Origin of the sequence: Dactylosporangium sp. NPDC000521, from assembly GCF_042898305.1 — a bacterium.
In the GTDB taxonomy this organism is placed as follows: Bacteria; Actinomycetota; Actinomycetes; order Mycobacteriales; family Micromonosporaceae; genus Dactylosporangium.
Map to the genome: position 1 here is coordinate 511,171 of NZ_JBIAYW010000008.1, position 15,811 is coordinate 526,981.

Here is a 15,811-nt window from a genome sequence, read left to right on the forward strand (position 1 = left end):
TCCGGGGTCCTCCCGCACCTGCCAATAAGCGGAGGAAACTCATGATCGCCTATGCGGTGCGCCGGCTCCTGATCGGAATTCCGGTGCTCATCGCCGCCTCGATATTCGTGTTCGTCATCGCCTCACTGTCGGGCAACCCCATTGACGACATGGAAGCGCGGAACCCACCGGTCCCGCTCGAGACCAGACAGCTGGAGGCCCACCGGCTCGGCCTCGACAAGCCGCTCGTCGAGCGGTACATCAGCTGGCTGGGCAACCTCATCCTGCACGGCGACTTCGGCCAGTCCACCGAGAAGACCCTGAACATCGGCGAGCAGCTCGGCGACCGGTTGTGGGTCACGCTCCGGCTGGTCTTCGTCGCCATGCTGCTGGCCATCCTGCTCGCCGTCGTCTCCGGCGTGCTGAGCGCGGTCAAGCAGTATAGCAAGGTCGACTACGGCTTCACCTTCGTCGGCTTCCTCGCGCTGTCGATCCCGTCGTTCTGGCTCGCGCTGCTGCTCAAGGAGGCCGGCGTCGCGTACAACCAGAGCACCGGCTCGCAGGCCTTTTACACGCTGGGCGATCAGGACTACAACCACGACTCGTTCGACACGTGGGGAAAGATCACCGACATCGCGGGGCACATGGTCCTGCCCACCATCTCGCTGACGCTCATCACCTACGCGGCCTGGAGCCGATATCAGCGCAGCGCGATGCTGGAGGTCCTCAACAGCGACTACGTCCGGCTGGCCCGGTCCAAAGGTCTGCGGCGCCGGCAGGTCATGGTCCGCCACGCCCTGCGCACCGCCCTGATCCCGCTCGCCACCATCACGGCCGTCGACATCGGCGGCATCTTCGGCGGCGCGGTGATCACCGAGACCGTCTTCAACTGGTCAGGCATGGGCGTCTATCTGCTGGAATCCGTCACGCGGCGGGACGTCAACTCCCTGCTCGGCTGGCTGCTCGTCTCCGGCGTCGTCGTGATCCTCTTCAACATCGTCGCCGACCTCCTCTACGCCGTGCTGGACCCGAGGATCCGTTATGAGTAGCTCACTGGCCACCCAGGCCCCCGAGGCGACCCCCGTGCTGACCACGCGTCAGCGCTCCCAGGCCGAGCTGGTGCTCCGCCGCTTCCTGCGCCACAAGCTCGCCGTCGGCAGTCTCGTGCTCTTCCTGCTCATCGTCCTGTTCGCGTTCGTCGGGCCGATGGTGTGGAAGTACGACTACGCGTACATCGACGGGCCGAGCTTCTCGCCGCCGTCCGCGGAGTACCCGCTCGGCACCGACCAGGCCGGCCACGACCTGCTCGGCCAGAGCATGCGCGGCACCCAGCAGTCGTTGAAGATCTCGCTGCTGGTCGCGCTGATCGCCACCACCTTCGGCGCGCTGTGGGGCGCCGTCGCGGCCTTCTACCGCAGCTGGGCCGACGGCGTGCTGATGCGCATCGCCGACGTGGTGCTCACACTGCCCAGCATCGCGATCGCGGTGACCCTGTCGATCAACCTCCAGGGCGGCGCCAGCTGGTGGGGTCTCGCCCTCGTGCTGTCGTTCCTGGCCTGGGCCGGCATCTCCCGGGTCGTCCGCGGCGTCGTGCTGTCGCTGCGCGAGCAGGAGTTCGTCGAGGCGGCCAAGGCGATGGGCGCCAGCGACCTGCGCATCATCGTGCGGCACCTGCTGCCCAACGCGCTCGGCTCGATCATCGTCGCCGCGACCGTCACGATCGCGACCACGATCCTCGCCGAGACCGCGCTGTCCTTCATCGGCTTCGGCGTGCAGCGTCCCGACACCTCGCTGGGCCTGCTCATCAACGACGCCAAGCTCTCCGTGCAGGACCAGCCATGGCTGTTCTACTTCCCCGGCCTGTTCATCATCCTCATCGCGCTGACGGTCAACTTCATCGGTGACGGCCTGCGCGACGCGTTCGACCCCCGACAGACACTGGTGCGCCGATGACCTCCATCGAACTCAACACCCGCCCCACCGCGACGGACACCGTCCTGGAGGTCGACAACCTCAGCGTCTCGTTCCCCACCGAGGACGGCCTCGTCAAAGCGGTCCGCGGGGTGTCGTACACCTTGCGGCGCGGCGAGACGCTCGGCATCGTCGGCGAGTCGGGCTCCGGCAAGTCGGTCACGTCGCTCGCGCTCATGGGCCTGCTGCCCGGCTCCGCGAAGATCACCGGCTCGGCCCGCTTCCGCGGCGAGGAGCTGCTGGGCAAGAACGACCGCGAGATGAGCAGCATCCGCGGCAAGAACCTGGCGATGATCTTCCAGGACCCGCTGACCTCGCTCAACCCGGTCTACACCATCGGCAAGCAGATCGCCGAGGCCGTGCTCGTGCACCACGACGTCAGCAAGCGGTCGGCCTGGGACCGGGCGGTCGAGCTGCTGAAGATCGTCGGCATCCCGTATCCGGAGCAGCGGGTCAACAACTACCCGCACGAGATGTCGGGCGGCATGCGCCAGCGGGTCGTCATCGCCATCGCGATGGCGAACAACCCCGAGGTCATGATCGCCGACGAGCCGACCACCGCGCTCGACGTCACCGTCCAGGCGCAGGTCCTGGAGGCCCTCGAGGCGGCCCGGACGGAGATCGGCGCCGCGCTCGTGCTGATCACCCACGACCTCGGCGTCATCGCCGGTCACGCCGACCGGGTGTGCGTCATGTACGCCGGCAAGCTGGTCGAGTCGGGCACCGTCGACGACATCTTCTACCGCCCGCGGATGCCCTACGCCCTCGGCCTGCTGGGCAGCCTGCCCCGCGTCGACGAGGGCCGCGACGCCCGGCTCACCCCGATCGTCGGGACGCCGCCGTCGCTGCTCAACCTGCCGCCCGGCTGCCCCTTCCGCCCCCGCTGCCCGATGGCCCAGGACGTCTGCGACGAGGTCGAGCCGGACCTCCTCCCGGTCGAGCCAGACGGCCAGCACACCGCGGCCTGCCACTTCAGCACCCAGCTCGTCGACACCCAGGCCGCCGACGTCTTCGCGGTGACCTCCGTCGACGTCGACACCGAAGAGGTCGCGGTGGCCGACACGGATCTGGCCGCCGACACGCCCGAGGACGCCTCATGACCATCGACACCACGAAGCCCGCCGCCACCGGCACGGTCATCTCCGCCAGGAACCTGGTCAAGCACTTCCCGGTCCGCTCCCGCGGCATCCTGCGCCGGCGGGTCGGCGAGGTGCACGCCGTCTGCGACGTCTCCTTCGACATCGGCGGCACCGAGACCCTGGGCCTGGTCGGCGAGTCGGGATGCGGCAAGTCGACCACGGCCCGCCTGCTGCTCAACCTGATCCGCCCCACCAGCGGCGAGATCCACTACGCGGGCAAGGAGCTCACCGCGCTGTCCCGCGCGCAGATGCGTCCCCTGCGCCGCGACCTGCAGATCGTGTTCCAGGACCCGTTCGCGTCGCTCGACCCCCGCATGACCGTCTTCGAGATCATCGCCGAGCCGCTGCGCATCCACGGCCTCTTCTCCGACGGCGGCGCGGCGAAGGTCCGCGAGCTGATGTCGACGGTCGGCCTCAACGCCGAGCACGGCAACCGCTACCCGCACGAGTTCTCCGGCGGCCAGCGCCAGCGCATCGGCATCGCCCGTGCCCTGGCGCTGCGCCCGAAGGTCCTGGTCCTGGACGAGCCCGTGTCGGCCCTGGACGTCTCCATCCAGGCGGGCGTCATCAACCTGCTCGAGGACCTGCAGAGCGAGCTGGGCCTGTCCTACCTGTTCGTCTCCCACGACCTGTCCGTGGTCCGGCACATCGCCCACCGTGTCGCGGTGATGTACCTCGGCCGGATCGTGGAGACGGCGACCGTCGAGGAACTGTTCACGAGGGCGTCGCACCCCTACACCCAGGCGCTGATCTCGGCGATCCCGCTGCCGGACCCGCGCAAGGAACGCGTCCGCAAGCGCATCCTCCTCACCGGCGACGTGCCGAGCCCGGTCAACCCGCCGAGCGGCTGCCGCTTCCGCACCCGCTGCCCGAAGTTCGCCACCGAGCTCACGGACACCGAACGCAAGCTCTGCACCGACGAGCTCCCGGCCCTCACCGACCGCGGCCAGGGTCACCGCAGCGCCTGCCACTACGCGGAGGCCGTCAAGCTGGTCTAGGTATGTGCTCCACCCACGGCCCCGGCTCGGACCCGCCCCCCGGCGAGGTTCCGGACCGGGGCCGTTGGTTTCCGGCCCTTGCCCACCTTCCGGCATGGGCGGGACAGATGGCGCGGAGTTCGGAGACCGGCGGCGGGTCGGGGAGGTGCCGAGCGGCGGGTCAGCGGGGGACGGCGGAGCGCAGGGCGGTCGGGTATGGGGGGAGCGGGGCGGGTTCGAACGGGCCGACCAACTGAGGGCCGGCGGCGGCGTGGAGGTCCGGCCAGACGCTGGACGAGGCGGCGCGGGCCTTGACGAGCTGGGCGGTGGCGCGGCGGTTGCGCTCGGCGATGACGGCGGCCAGGTACGCCCAGCCCGGCGCCTCGCGGGGTGGGGGCGGGGTCGTGCAGAGCGCGACCTCGCGGGCCAGGGCGCGGCCGAGGGCGGTGCGGGACGGCTCGGTGATCTCGCGGTTGCGGGCCAGGAAGTGGCGGACCGCCAGGGCCAGGCTGTCGTCGAGGCCGGTGAGGTCCAGGCGGGTCGCCCATGAGCGCAGGGGCGGCGGCATGGCGGGGACCCAGCCCCAGCTCGCCGGGGTGCGCTCGTGGATGACGATCGTGCCGGCGGCCCAGTCGCCGAGGCGCTTGCCGGTGCGGCCGATGAGCATGGTGCCGAGGCTGGCGACCCAGGTGACCACCGGCAGGAGGAGGCCGGGCCACTCCAGGGCCAGGCCGAGCAGCGCCCGCGTGAAGGCGTGGCGGAAGCGGACCGGGCCGCCGTCGTCGCGGACCACGCGCAGGCCCATGGCGGCCTTGCCGGGGGTGCGGCCGCGCAGGACGGTCTCGAAGAAGGTCGGGTAGCCCAGGGCCGTGATGACCAGCGTGGCGGTGAAGATGGCCTGGCCGAGGCCGTCGTCGAAGAGGCCGGCGGCGTCGGTGACGATGCGGAGGACCGAGGACGCCACGAACAGGACCATGAACAGGACGGCCTGGCCGAAGGCGTCGATGATGAGCGCGACGGCCCGCGAGCCGATCCGGGCGACCCGCACGTCCAGCTCGACGGCCTCGCCGCTGACCAGGCGGTCTCCTGGACTGTCGGGGGCCGTGGCGATGCGCATGCGCAACAGTGTCCTACACGCCCGCACCACCACGCAGACCCGCGCGACGGCGTCCGAACGACCGGACCACCGCAGGTGCCCGCGCCGTCTACGCTGCCGTCGTGGATCTGGACGCATACGTCACCGAGCACTCCGCCGAGTGGCGGCGGCTGGACGAGCTGGCGCGCCGCCGGCGGGTGAGCGCCGCCGAGGCCGACGAGCTGGTCGCGCTCTACCAGCGGGCGGCGACGCACCTGTCCGTCGTGCGCAGCCGGTCGCCCGACCCGGCGCTCGTCGCCCACCTGTCCCGCCTCGTGCTGGCGGCCCGCAACGCGATCACGGGTGCGCCGGCGTTCTCGTGGCGGGTCGTGGGGCGGTTCTTCACGGAGACGTTCCCGCTGGCGGTCTACCGGGCCTGGCCGTGGTGGTCGGCCGTGGCGACGGTGTTCAGTCTGGTGACGTTCGGGATCATGGCGTACGTGGTGGCCAACCCCGAGGTCGCCGACCTGTTCATGGACGACGAGACGATCACGAAGATGGTCCAGAGCGACTTCGTCGGCTACTACAGCGAGTTCCAGTCGCAGAACTCGACGCTGCGCGTCTGGACCAACAACGCGGTGCTGACCGCGGAGTGCCTCGCCGGCGGCGTGCTGCTCCTGCCGGTGCTGATCGTGCTGTTCAGCAACGCGTTGAACATCGGGCTGACCGGCGGCGTGATGATCACCTATGGGCGCGGTGACGTGTTCTTCGGCCTGATCATGCCGCACGGCCTGCTGGAGCTGACCGCCGTCTTCGTCGGCGCCGGGGTGGGGCTGCGGATCGGCTGGGCGTGGATCGTGCCCGGGCCGCTGCGGACCCGCGGCCGGGCGCTGGTGGCGGCGGCCCGGGAGGGGATGCTGGTCGCGCTCGGGCTCGTGGTGGTGCTGCTGGTCAGCGGCGTCCTGGAGGGCTTCCTGACGCCGTCGGAGCTGCCGATGCTGGTCAAGGACGCGATCGGCGTCGCCGTGTGGCTGGGGTTCCTCGCGTACGTCGTGATCTTCGGCCGGTCGGCGCAGCTCAGCGGCGTGTCCACGGACCTGCCCGAGGAGCTGACGGAAGCGCCACTACCGGCGGCGTGAACGCACAGGCCCTAGAGGCGGCCGCTGGTCTTCAGGGCGAGGTAATGGTCGGTGACCCGGGACGCGAACACGTCGGCCGGGGCGTCGACCACCTCCACGCCGTGCCGGCGCAGCGCGGCGCTGACCCGCTCCCGCTCGGCGAGGGTGCGCTGCGCCGCGGCGGCCGCGTAGACGTCGGCCGGGGTCGCGCCGGGGCGGACCTGGGCCATGCGGCTCAGCTCCGGGTCGTGCACCGCGGCGACGACGACGCGGTGCTTCGCGGCCAGCTGCGGCAGGACCGGCAGCAGGCCGTCGCCGAGCGCGCCCGGCTCCAGCGCGGTGAAGAGCACCACGAGGGCCCGCTTCCGCTCGCGCCGCAGCACCTCGCCGGCGACCAGGCCGAAGTCGGTCTCGACGAGCGCCGGCTGCAGCGGGGCCATCGCGGTGACGAGGCGCCACAGCAGCGTGCTCTTGTCGACGTTCGTCACCGAGACGCGGACCGTGGTGTCGACGGCGAGCAGGTCGACCCGGTCGTCGGCGCGGGCGGCGACGGAGGCGAGCAGCAGCGCGGCGTCCATCGCCGCGTCGAGCCGGGGCTCGTCGCCGATCCGGGTCGCCGACGTCCGGCCGGTGTCCAGGACGCAGACGAGCCGCCGGTCGCGCTCGGGGCGCCAGGTGCGGACCACCACGTCGGAGCGGCGGGCGCTGCCGCGCCAGTCGATCGAGCGGACGTCGTCGCCGACGACGTACTCGCGGAGGGTGTCGAACTCGGTGCCCTGGCCCCGCCCGCGGGTCACCACCGACCCGTCCAGGACCCGCAGCCTGGCGACCTTCTCCGGCAGGATCCGGCGGGACGCGAACGCCGGGTAGACCCGTAGCCGCCACGGCGGGGTCATGGCGTCCGCGGCCCGGCGCGTCGTCTGCCGGTACATGAGCCGCAACGGCCCATGGGAACGCAGGGTCACCCGGACGGCGGGGCGATCGCCGCGGCGGGTCGGGGTCAGCGACGTCGTCAGCTTCACCGCCCGCCCCGGCTCGATCCGGACCTCCTGCTCGGCGGGGAACGCGCCGGCGGACGGCACCCACGCGTCGCGGACGCGCCCCACGAACGGCCGGTCGGCGCCGTTGCGGATGGTCAGCTCGACGCTGCCGGTGTCGCCGAGCCACAGCGACTGGTGCCCGGACCGGGTCAGCGTGAGCGCGTGCGGCGGCACGGCGGCGAAGTAGTCCACGGCGCACGCGGCGGCGACGCTGGCGAGCAGGACCGCGGCACCGAGCCACAGCCAGCCGCCGCCGAGTGCGTCGCCGGCGCCGATGCCGGCCAGGGCGAGCAGCAGCGTGCCGGCGGCGACGAGCGCGGCGGGCCGCCAGGTGATCATGAGGCCACCCCCGCGCGGTGCCGGTCGGTCATCGAGGGGCCGGCACGGTCGCGAGGACCGAGTCGAGCACGGCGTCGGCGGTGACGCCCTCCAGCTCCGCCTCGGCCCGCAGCCGCACCCGGTGCCGCAGCGTCGGCCGGGCGAGGGCCTTCACGTCGTCGGGGGTGACGTAGTCGCGGCCGGTCAGCCACGCCCACGCCTTCGCCGCGGCGAGCAGCGCCGTCGCGCCGCGCGGGGAGGCGCCGAGCTCCAGCGACGGCGAGACGCGGGTCGCGCGGCAGAGGTCGACCACGTACGCGAGGACCCCGTCGGCGACCGCGACCCGCTGCACCGCGTCGCGCCCGGCGGCGAGATCGGCCGCGGTCGCGACGGCGGTCACCCCGGCGTCGCGCAGCCGGCGCGGGTCGAAGCCGTGGTGGTGCGCGCGCAGGACCCCGAGCTCCTCGTCGCGGGTCGGCAGCGGCACGGTCAGCTTCAGCAGGAACCGGTCGAGCTGCGCCTCCGGCAGCGGGTAGGTGCCCTCGTACTCGATCGGGTTCTGCGTCGCGGCGACCAGGAACGGGTCCGGCAGCGGGCGGGCCCGGCCCTCCACCGACACCTGCCGCTCCTCCATGACCTCCAGCAGCGACGCCTGGGTCTTCGGCGGCGTCCGGTTGATCTCATCGGCGAGCAGCAGGTTGGTGAAGACCGGCCCCTCCCGGAACTCGAACTCGGCGGTGCGGGCGTCGAAGATCAGCGAGCCGGTGACGTCGCCGGGCATCAGGTCGGGGGTGAACTGGACCCGCTTCGTGTCCAGGTCCAGCGCCGCGGCGATGGTGCGCACGAGCAGCGTCTTCGCCACGCCCGGCACGCCCTCCAGCAGCACGTGCCCGCGGGCGAGCAGGGCGATCACCATGCCGGACACGACCGCGTCCTGCCCGACGACGACCTTGCCGACCTCGGCGCGCAGCCGGCCGAGGGCGGCGCGGGCCAGCTGCGGGTCCCCGACCGGACCCGCTGCCGGCTCTGGCGCCGGCTGTGCCAGCGGGATAGCGGTGTCGGTCACCGTCGTGCTCCTTCTGCGTGGGGTTGTTCGTTGATCACGGCCTCGGTGAGGGTTTCCAACTGGACGGCCGCGGCGACCAGCGCCTCGTCGTCCTCGGGCGGCGGGCCGAAGAGCGTGTCGTCGATGACCTCCGGGGGCCAGCCGCTCCACGCGGCGACCGCGGCCACGAGCGTCCCCCGGTCGGTGCCGGGCTCCAGCCGCAGCAGCCGCGCCATCCGGGTCACGGCGGCCGCCCGCAGCGTCCGCAGCGACTCGTCGCGCGCCCGGGCCCGGTGGTACAGCCGGCCCCGGCCGGTGACCGTCTCGCCGGCGCGCACGACCACCGGCAACGGCTCCACGACCGGCCCGCCCATCCGTCGCGCCCGGGCCAGCGCGTACAGCAGGAACACGACGACGAGCAGCACCGCGACCACGTAGACCCACGCCGGGAAGGCCTCCCACAGCGGGTTGGAGGACCCGCTGCCACCGCCGGCCTGCGTCGCGCCGGGGTCCGGGCTGGGCGGCGCGCCCCTGGTGCGGCTGGGGCCGGAGCTGGGCAGGTCCCGGTCGCGGGTCGGCGTGGCGGACGGCCCCTCGGTGGCGGTCGCCGTCGGCGTCGGCACGGGGACGCCGGGATCCCGCAGCGGCTCCGGTGGCGACTCGTGCCGGTGCAGGTCGACCCAGACGAGCCGCGGCCTGGTGGTCAGCAGGCTGGTGGCGAGCTTCGCGTTGCCGGCCTCGCCGATGCGGTCGTTGCGGAACGGGTCCGCGGAGCCGGCGATCGTCGTGGTGGTCCAGCCCCGGCTGAACACGACGAGCGAGTCGTCGTAGCAGCGGGCGAACTCCTCCTCGGCGGCCGGGTCGACGGGCCCGTAGCTGGTCCGGTGGATCCCGGCCGGCCCGGCCTCGGCCGCGGGCCGGTAGTCGCACCCCGGCGCGCTCACCGAGCCGGCGAGGGCCCGCCGCCCGGTGGTGAGCGGCATCTGCGCGCGCAGCAGGGTCTGCCGGTTCGGCTCGACGAGCACCACCCGGGTCGAGCGCGACAGCAGCACCATGCGCCGCAGATATTCGGGGTGCACGAACTGCGGGGTGGTGAGCAGGATCGTCACGTCGCCGCGGTTCTCGCCCAGGAACGCGTCGGCGGTGCTGGTGACCCGGGCGACCGTGACCCCGGCCGCGCGGACGCGGTCGGCGAGGGTGCTCGCGCCGATGGCCGCCGTGCTGACCGGCGACAGGTAGGCGGGGTCGTCCTCGTCGGGCTGCTCCCACTGGTACAGCACCAGGCCCGTGATCACGACCAGCAGGACGGCGACGGGTGGGACCACGGCCCGCAGCCACCGCCGGGAGCGCGCCTTCTTCATGCGTCGACCTCCGCCGCGTAGCGCCGCATCAGGGTGTCGTGCGCCTCGGTGGCGGGGATCTGCCCGTACCAGATGTCGGAGAAGATCCCGGTCGCGCCGCGCAGCGCCGGCTCGGCGGCCGGCACGACGGCGGACGCGGCGCGGGCCACCTCGGTCACGGTCATGCCGGGCAGCACCTCGACGGCGCGCTTGTCGGCGAGCCCCCGCACGATCGCCCGGAGCCGCTCGCGGACCGCCTCGGCGTAGCGGCCCTCCGCGGCCAGCCGGTCGGCCAGGCTCAGGAACACCTTGGCCGGCAGGTCGGGCAGCGTGTCGCCGCTCGACGGCTCGGTGACCTCGACCTCCTCGGGCGCGGGCGGCGCCGGCTTCCCGGTGGCCTTCTTCTCCCGCTTCTTCCGGCGCAGGCGTGGGAACCGCTTCGGGATCCAGCGCGGGTAGAGGTAGTACAGGACGCCGCCGACGACCGACAGCAGCAGCAGGAGGAACACCAGCAGCGGCAGCCCGATCGCCGCGGACAGCCGCTCGAGGAACTCGGCCCAGCCGCGGGTCATCGCTGCACCGAGCCGGAGAGGGCCGCCTGAGCCAGGTCGACGGGGCGGCCGAGCCGGCGGGAGCGGCCGACCGCGACGTCGAGGCCCTCGACCCGCATCCGGCTCTCCAGGTACAGGACGGCGTCGACGCTGGCGAGCGCGGCGTAGACGACGGTGTTGGCCAGCACCCACACCGCCACCGTCACGATCTCGTAGACCAGCGCGTCGCTCGGCAGCACAGTGTCCAGCAGGGCGCCGGTGCCCAGGCCGATCGCCACCCGGATCGCCGCCCATCCGCCGTAGCCGCCCAGCCGGATCGCCACGCCGCGCAGCCCGACCGGCGCCAGGTTCAGCGAGCGCACCAGCGCCGCGCCGGGGCCGACCCGGTCGACCACGAGCGCGGGCGCCGCCAGGCCGATCGCGCCGAAGAAGTAGAACCACGGCAGCGCCACGACGGCGCTCGGCAGCAGGATCAGGCCGACCGAGAGGGCCAGGACGATCAGCGCCGGCGCCCGCCGGCCCCACGCGCGCAGCAGATCGCGGGCCGTCACGGGGGTCCCGAGCAGGGCCGGGCCGGCGGCCGCTCCGGTCAGCCCGCCGAGCACCGCCAGCACGATGCCCTCCGTGGTCAGGCCGCAGCAGAAGACCAGCCACCAGAGCCCGGTGTCGGCGTCGAAGACGTCCGTCGTGCCGTCGACGCCGGCGACGGAGCGCAGCGGATACAGCACGGCCTGCTCGCAGACCGCCAGCACGAACGCGGCGGCCAGGAACAACCGGGCATTGGCGCGCAGCAGGAGCACCCCCGCGTCGAGCAGCTCACCGAACGTGAGCGGACGCAGTGGGATCACCGGGCTGTGCTGGTCCACGCGGACACCGTAGTCGGCAGGTGCGAATCCGGCGGTCCGCCCTACCAGAAAGCCGGAAACTGACCAAGATCGGGCATCGGGTTCCCACCTTCGGGCGTCGAGATGAAATATTGGACCGCATGAGAGCCCGCGTCCTGGTGGTCGACGACGACCCCGCCCTTGCCGAGATGCTCGGCATCGTCCTGCGCAGCGAAGGCTTCCTCCCGTCCTTCGTCGCGGACGGCGAGCGTGCACTCGGCGCGTTCCGGGACAGTCGGCCCGACATCGTCCTGCTCGACCTGATGCTGCCGGGCATGAGCGGCATCGACGTGTGCCGGTCCATCCGCGCCGAGTCCGGTGTGCCGATCGTGATGCTCACCGCCAAGAGCGACACGGTCGACGTGGTGCTCGGGCTGGAGTCGGGTGCCGACGACTACGTGATGAAGCCGTTCAAGCCCAAGGAGCTGGTCGCGCGCATGCGGGCCCGGCTGCGCCGCGGCGAGGACGTCGCCCCCGAGCTGCTGACCATCGGCCCGCCCGGCAACCAGATCACCATCGACGTGCCGGCGCACACCGTCATGCGCGACGGTGAGGAGGTCAAGCTGACGCCGCTCGAGTTCGACCTGCTGGTGGCCCTGGCCCGCAAGCCGCGCCAGGTGTTCACCCGCGAGGTGCTGCTCGAGCAGGTCTGGGGCTACCGGCACGCCGCCGACACCCGTCTGGTCAACGTGCACGTCCAGCGGTTGCGCGCCAAGATCGAGCCCGACCCGGAGAAGCCGGAGATCATCCTGACCGTGCGCGGTGTGGGCTACAAGGCAGGCACAGGCTGAGGTCTGCCTTGGTGCGTATCGACCCGATCGTCGTGCAGGTCCGCCGCTTCAGCCGCTTCCGGCCGAAGCGGCTGGTCCCGCACGCCGTGAGCCGGCGGCTGCGCCGCTTCTACGCCGCCGCCCGCCGGCAGTGGCGCCGGTCCCTGCAGTTCCGTGTCGTCGGCATCACGCTGCTGCTCTCGGCGATCCTGGTGTCGGCGTTCGGCTACACGGTCGCCTCCCTGATCAGCCGGGGCGTGCTGCGCACCCAGGTCGACACCTCCGAGGACCAGATCCTGCGCGGCGCCCGCGAGGCGGCCGGGCAGCTGGAGGGCTACACCCAGGCCGACGACCCGGGGCTGCCCGGGAAGATGCGGAGCGTGGCGATCGACCTGGATCGCTCCATGGACATCCCCGATTCCGAGGTCGTCATCCTGCGACAGGGCACGACGCTGGGGAACACCGCCTCGCCGGACAACGGCGCGGCCACGGTGATGCAGCAGAGCTCGATGCGCCGGCTCCGCGAGTCGGTCGTCGGCAGCCGGTCCGGCACGTGGCAGCAGATCGAGACCCTGGACGTCGGACAGGGGCCGACCCGCTTCCTGGTCATGGGCACCCCGATCATCACCGGCGGCGAGCCGCTGGAGCTGTACTACCTGCTGCCGCTGAAGGCCGAGAACGACCTGGTCGAGTTCGTCGCGCTGGTGGTGACGGTGACCGGCGTGGCGCTCGTGGCGCTGCTCGCCCTGATCGCGGCGACCATGACCCGGCTCGTGGTGAAGCCCGTCCGGGTCGCGGCCCGCACCGCGCAGCGGCTCTCCGCCGGCCTGCTCGACCAGCGCATGCAGGTCAAGGGCGAGGACGACCTGGCGCGGCTGGCCGCCGCGTTCAACCAGATGGCGGCCAACCTGCAGCGGCAGATCGTCCGGCTGGAGGAGATGTCGCGCCTGCAACGGCGCTTCACCTCCGACGTGTCGCACGAGCTGCGCACCCCGCTGACCACCGTGCGGATGGCGGCGGACCTGCTCTTCGCCTCCCGCGAGGACTTCGACCCGGCGGCCGCGCGCAGCGCGGAGCTGCTGCAGGCCGAGCTGGACCGGTTCGAGGACCTGCTCACCGACCTGCTGGAGATCAGCCGCTTCGACGCCGGGTTCGCCGCGCTGGACGCCGAGCCGACCGACCTCGCGCCGATCGTGCGCCGGGTCGCGGAGCGGCTCGAGTCGCTCGCCGAGCGCTGCAAAGTACCGTTGCGGGTCGAGGCGCCGGAGGACGGGGCGATCGCCGAGGTCGACCCGCGGCGCGTCGAGCGCGTGCTGCGCAACCTGGTGGGCAACGCCATCGAGCACGGCGAGGGCAAGCCGGTCGTGGTGACGCTGGCCATCGACGAGGCCGCGGTGGCGGTGACCGTGCGCGACCACGGGGTCGGGCTGAAGACCGGCGAGGAGAAGCTCGTGTTCAACCGCTTCTGGCGGGCCGACCCGTCCCGGGCGCGGCAGACCGGCGGCACCGGCCTCGGCCTGTCGATCAGTCTGGAGGACGCCCGCCTGCACGGCGGCTGGCTGGAGGCCTGGGGCGCGCCGGGCAAGGGCGCCCAGTTCCGCCTGACGCTGCCGGTCCGCTCCGGCGACCGGCTCGTCTCCTCGCCCCTGCGCCTGGTGCCCGACGACGCCCGCGCCGACGAGGCCGCCCTGATCGGCGAGACGCCGTGAAGCGTGTTGTCGCCCTGCTCGCGACGGTGGCGATGGTGCTCGGCGGGTGCGGGCTGCCCGACAGCACCGAGCCGAAGTACGTCGGCCCGGCCGCCGCGCCCAGCCGCGCCCAGGGCCGTGCCGAGGAGCCGTTGAAGCCCGACGGCATCACGAGCCTGATCGCGCTGGTCAACAGCTATCTGAAGACGTCGGTCGGCGGCAACATCGCCAGCGCGGACCAGCCGGACGCGGTGTCGGAGACCCAGGTCCGCATGAAGACGTTCATGACCAAGGAGGCCGCCGCCACCTGGCCCCCGCGCCCGCAGGTGGCGCCGGCGCCGCCGGTGCCGCTGCTCGTGGTCGACGCCAGCCTGACGCCCTCACCGCCTGACGACAAGGGCAAGATCGTCGTCCAGGCACATTTCGTGCGGGTCGGCCAGCTCGACCGCTTCGGCCGGCTCCTCACCGGGCAGAACGATCCCACCTGGGAGCGGGGCCTCGACTTCGACTTCGAGGGCGAGCAGGTCGGCGGCCAGCTGCTGCTGTCGAAGGTGCCGCCGTTCATGCTGCTGAGCACCGAAGGCCTGGCGTCGTACTACACCCGCCAGCCCATCTACTTCTGGGAGACGGACGTCGAGGCGCCGAAGCTGGTGCCCGACCTGCGCTACATGCCCAACGTGCTGCCGGCGTCGAAGAAGATCAGCGAGGTCGTGCAGTGGCTCGTCGACGGGCCGTCGTTGTGGCTGACCCTCGTCGCCGACAGGCCGTCCATCCTCGAGACGAAGGGCAGCCCGACGCTCAGGGACGACGGCAGCGTGGAGGTGAACCTCACCGCGAAGGTGGCCGGCAAGAGCGCCGACGACCTGCGCCGGCTCGCACACCAGATCCGCTGGTCACTGCCCGGGCATCCGCCGGTCTCGTTCTCCTTCGAGAACGCCAAGGACGCCACGAACTTCTCCGACGGCTACCTCGACCAGAACGCCGCCGTCGTGCCGGGGGAGCCCGACCTGGAGCGGTTCGCGGTCGTCAACGGGTCGGTCCGCCAGCTTCCCTCCACGTCCGGGCGCGAGGCCCCCGCGCTGTTCGGCCCGAGCGAGTGGAACAAGGGGGTCGTGTCGGCGACGATCAACCGGGCCCGCACCAGGGCGGCGCTGGTCCGCACCGTGGGCACGAAGCAGCAGCTCTTCGTCAACGCCGGCACCGGCGAGCCGAAGTACGTCGAGGTGCCCGGCGTCGTGGGCGCCGCGCTGAGCCGGCCGGTGTGGATCGACCGCCCGGAGCCGCGGTTCCTGATCACCAACGGCGCCACGCTGTGGGCGGTCCCCCCGCCGGGCAGTGGCGGCGAGGCGCCACTGCCCGTGGTGGTGCCCGGCCTCAACGGGCAGGAGCTCACCAACGTCTCGGCGTTCGCGGTCGCGCCCGACGGCCGGCGGGTCGCCCTGGTGGTCGGCGGTAAAGCGATGGTGGCGCCGCTGCGGTTCGAGAACGGCAACCTGATGCTCGGTGAGCAGCGCGCGGTCCCCACCACGCTCGGCGGCAACAACGCCATCGGATGGATCACCGAGACCACCCTCGCGATCGGGGGCACGCCGAACCCGACCAACACCAGGGCGCCCGGCACCTATTCGATGGTGTGGACCAGCGTCGACGGCACCGGCGAGCGGACACTGCCGCTGAACCCGGACCCGCCCGCCGTCACCGTCACCCAGCTGTCGGCGCGCGCCAACGACCCGACCAGCAGGTCGCCGGAGCAGGTGTTCGTCGTGCTCGAGGACATGCAGCAGCAGGCGAAGGCGGTCTTCGCCGACTCCGTCGGCGACATCCTGCGCGACTCGCCCGGTGACGCGACGCCCAGCCCGTCGGCGTCGCAGCCACCGAAGCTGGTGGCCCGGTCCCCCTTCTACGCGGACTGACGG

The 15,811-nt window shown here is 72.6% G+C and carries 14 protein-coding genes; 8 read left to right on the forward strand and 6 right to left on the reverse strand.

Features of this window, described 5'->3' with window-relative positions:
- Positions 1–41 precede the first annotated feature (41 nt).
- Genes ACFY3L_RS27770 through ACFY3L_RS27785 form a run of 4 tightly spaced genes read left to right on the forward strand, consistent with a single transcriptional unit; the run spans position 42 to position 4,087 of the window.
- Positions 42–1,028, forward strand: a complete 987-nt coding sequence (locus tag ACFY3L_RS27770) for an ABC transporter permease (RefSeq protein WP_389329992.1) — start codon at positions 42–44, stop codon at positions 1,026–1,028.
- Entirely contained in the window at positions 1,021–1,932 is a 912-nt protein-coding gene (locus ACFY3L_RS27775) for an ABC transporter permease (protein WP_389329995.1), read from the forward strand. Before ACFY3L_RS27770 ends, ACFY3L_RS27775 begins: the two co-directional genes overlap by 8 nt.
- A complete protein-coding gene (locus tag ACFY3L_RS27780) occupies positions 1,929–3,050 on the forward strand; it encodes an ABC transporter ATP-binding protein (protein WP_389329998.1) in 1,122 nt (373 codons plus the stop codon). The genes ACFY3L_RS27775 and ACFY3L_RS27780 overlap by 4 nt, the downstream gene beginning before the upstream one ends.
- On the forward strand, positions 3,047–4,087 hold the full coding sequence (locus tag ACFY3L_RS27785; RefSeq protein WP_389330001.1) for an ABC transporter ATP-binding protein: 1,041 nt from the start codon (positions 3,047–3,049) through the stop codon (positions 4,085–4,087). The genes ACFY3L_RS27780 and ACFY3L_RS27785 overlap by 4 nt, the downstream gene beginning before the upstream one ends.
- Positions 4,088–4,247: 160 nt before the next feature.
- On the opposite strand, the gene ACFY3L_RS27790 is transcribed toward ACFY3L_RS27785, so the two are convergent.
- A complete protein-coding gene (locus ACFY3L_RS27790) occupies positions 4,248–5,183 on the reverse strand; it encodes an RDD family protein (protein ID WP_389330004.1) in 936 nt (311 codons plus the stop codon).
- 101 nt (positions 5,184–5,284) lie between these two features.
- Between ACFY3L_RS27790 and ACFY3L_RS27795 the strand changes: the two genes are divergently transcribed.
- Positions 5,285–6,280 carry a stage II sporulation protein M gene (locus ACFY3L_RS27795; protein WP_389330007.1) on the forward strand — a complete coding sequence of 332 codons (996 nt, stop codon included), beginning with the start codon at positions 5,285–5,287 and terminating at the stop codon, positions 6,278–6,280.
- An 11-nt stretch (positions 6,281–6,291) separates the two neighbouring features.
- Here ACFY3L_RS27795 and ACFY3L_RS27800 read toward each other — a convergent pair whose 3' ends face one another.
- Genes ACFY3L_RS27800 through ACFY3L_RS27820 form a run of 5 tightly spaced genes read right to left on the reverse strand, consistent with a single transcriptional unit; the run spans position 6,292 to position 11,419 of the window.
- Positions 6,292–7,638 carry a DUF58 domain-containing protein gene (locus tag ACFY3L_RS27800; RefSeq protein ID WP_389330010.1) on the reverse strand — a complete coding sequence of 449 codons (1,347 nt, stop codon included), beginning with the start codon at positions 7,636–7,638 and terminating at the stop codon, positions 6,292–6,294.
- Positions 7,639–7,666: 28 nt separating this feature from the next.
- Positions 7,667–8,662, reverse strand: a complete 996-nt coding sequence (locus ACFY3L_RS27805; RefSeq protein ID WP_389330123.1) for an AAA family ATPase — start codon at positions 8,660–8,662, stop codon at positions 7,667–7,669.
- 17 nt (positions 8,663–8,679) lie between these two features.
- On the reverse strand, positions 8,680–10,023 hold the full coding sequence (locus ACFY3L_RS27810) for a DUF4350 domain-containing protein (RefSeq protein WP_389330013.1): 1,344 nt from the start codon (positions 10,021–10,023) through the stop codon (positions 8,680–8,682).
- Positions 10,020–10,574 carry a DUF4129 domain-containing protein gene (locus ACFY3L_RS27815; protein ID WP_389330016.1) on the reverse strand — a complete coding sequence of 185 codons (555 nt, stop codon included), beginning with the start codon at positions 10,572–10,574 and terminating at the stop codon, positions 10,020–10,022. Before ACFY3L_RS27815 ends, ACFY3L_RS27810 begins: the two co-directional genes overlap by 4 nt.
- Positions 10,571–11,419: a hypothetical protein gene (locus ACFY3L_RS27820; RefSeq protein WP_389330018.1), complete on the reverse strand. Its 849-nt coding sequence runs from the start codon at positions 11,417–11,419 to the stop codon at positions 10,571–10,573. The genes ACFY3L_RS27815 and ACFY3L_RS27820 overlap by 4 nt, the downstream gene beginning before the upstream one ends.
- 119 nt (positions 11,420–11,538) lie before the next feature.
- Between ACFY3L_RS27820 and mtrA the strand changes: the two genes are divergently transcribed.
- Genes mtrA through ACFY3L_RS27835 form a run of 3 tightly spaced genes read left to right on the forward strand, consistent with a single transcriptional unit; the run spans position 11,539 to position 15,808 of the window.
- Positions 11,539–12,228 (forward strand): MtrAB system response regulator MtrA, encoded by a 690-nt coding sequence (mtrA, locus tag ACFY3L_RS27825; protein ID WP_033364613.1) that lies wholly within the window; start codon positions 11,539–11,541, stop codon positions 12,226–12,228.
- An 11-nt stretch (positions 12,229–12,239) separates the two neighbouring features.
- On the forward strand, positions 12,240–13,916 hold the full coding sequence (gene mtrB / locus ACFY3L_RS27830; RefSeq protein ID WP_389330021.1) for an MtrAB system histidine kinase MtrB: 1,677 nt from the start codon (positions 12,240–12,242) through the stop codon (positions 13,914–13,916).
- A complete protein-coding gene (locus tag ACFY3L_RS27835) occupies positions 13,913–15,808 on the forward strand; it encodes an LpqB family beta-propeller domain-containing protein (protein WP_389330024.1) in 1,896 nt (631 codons plus the stop codon). Before mtrB ends, ACFY3L_RS27835 begins: the two co-directional genes overlap by 4 nt.
- Positions 15,809–15,811: the final 3 nt, after the last annotated feature.

What these genes read in the sequence shown, in the direction of transcription:
- ACFY3L_RS27800 (WP_389330010.1), bottom strand. Translation starts at nt 7,638, where the DNA reads ATGATCACCTGGCGGCCCGCCGCGCTCGTCGCCGCCGGCACGCTGCTG.
- ACFY3L_RS27770 (WP_389329992.1), top strand. Translation starts at nt 42, where the DNA reads ATGATCGCCTATGCGGTGCGCCGGCTCCTGATCGGAATTCCGGTGCTC.
- ACFY3L_RS27810 (WP_389330013.1), bottom strand. Translation starts at nt 10,023, where the DNA reads ATGAAGAAGGCGCGCTCCCGGCGGTGGCTGCGGGCCGTGGTCCCACCC.
- ACFY3L_RS27785 (WP_389330001.1), top strand. Translation starts at nt 3,047, where the DNA reads ATGACCATCGACACCACGAAGCCCGCCGCCACCGGCACGGTCATCTCC.
- ACFY3L_RS27790 (WP_389330004.1), bottom strand. Translation starts at nt 5,183, where the DNA reads ATGCGCATCGCCACGGCCCCCGACAGTCCAGGAGACCGCCTGGTCAGC.
- ACFY3L_RS27815 (WP_389330016.1), bottom strand. Translation starts at nt 10,574, where the DNA reads ATGACCCGCGGCTGGGCCGAGTTCCTCGAGCGGCTGTCCGCGGCGATC.
- ACFY3L_RS27780 (WP_389329998.1), top strand. Translation starts at nt 1,929, where the DNA reads ATGACCTCCATCGAACTCAACACCCGCCCCACCGCGACGGACACCGTC.
- ACFY3L_RS27775 (WP_389329995.1), top strand. Translation starts at nt 1,021, where the DNA reads ATGAGTAGCTCACTGGCCACCCAGGCCCCCGAGGCGACCCCCGTGCTG.
- mtrA (WP_033364613.1), top strand. Translation starts at nt 11,539, where the DNA reads ATGAGAGCCCGCGTCCTGGTGGTCGACGACGACCCCGCCCTTGCCGAG.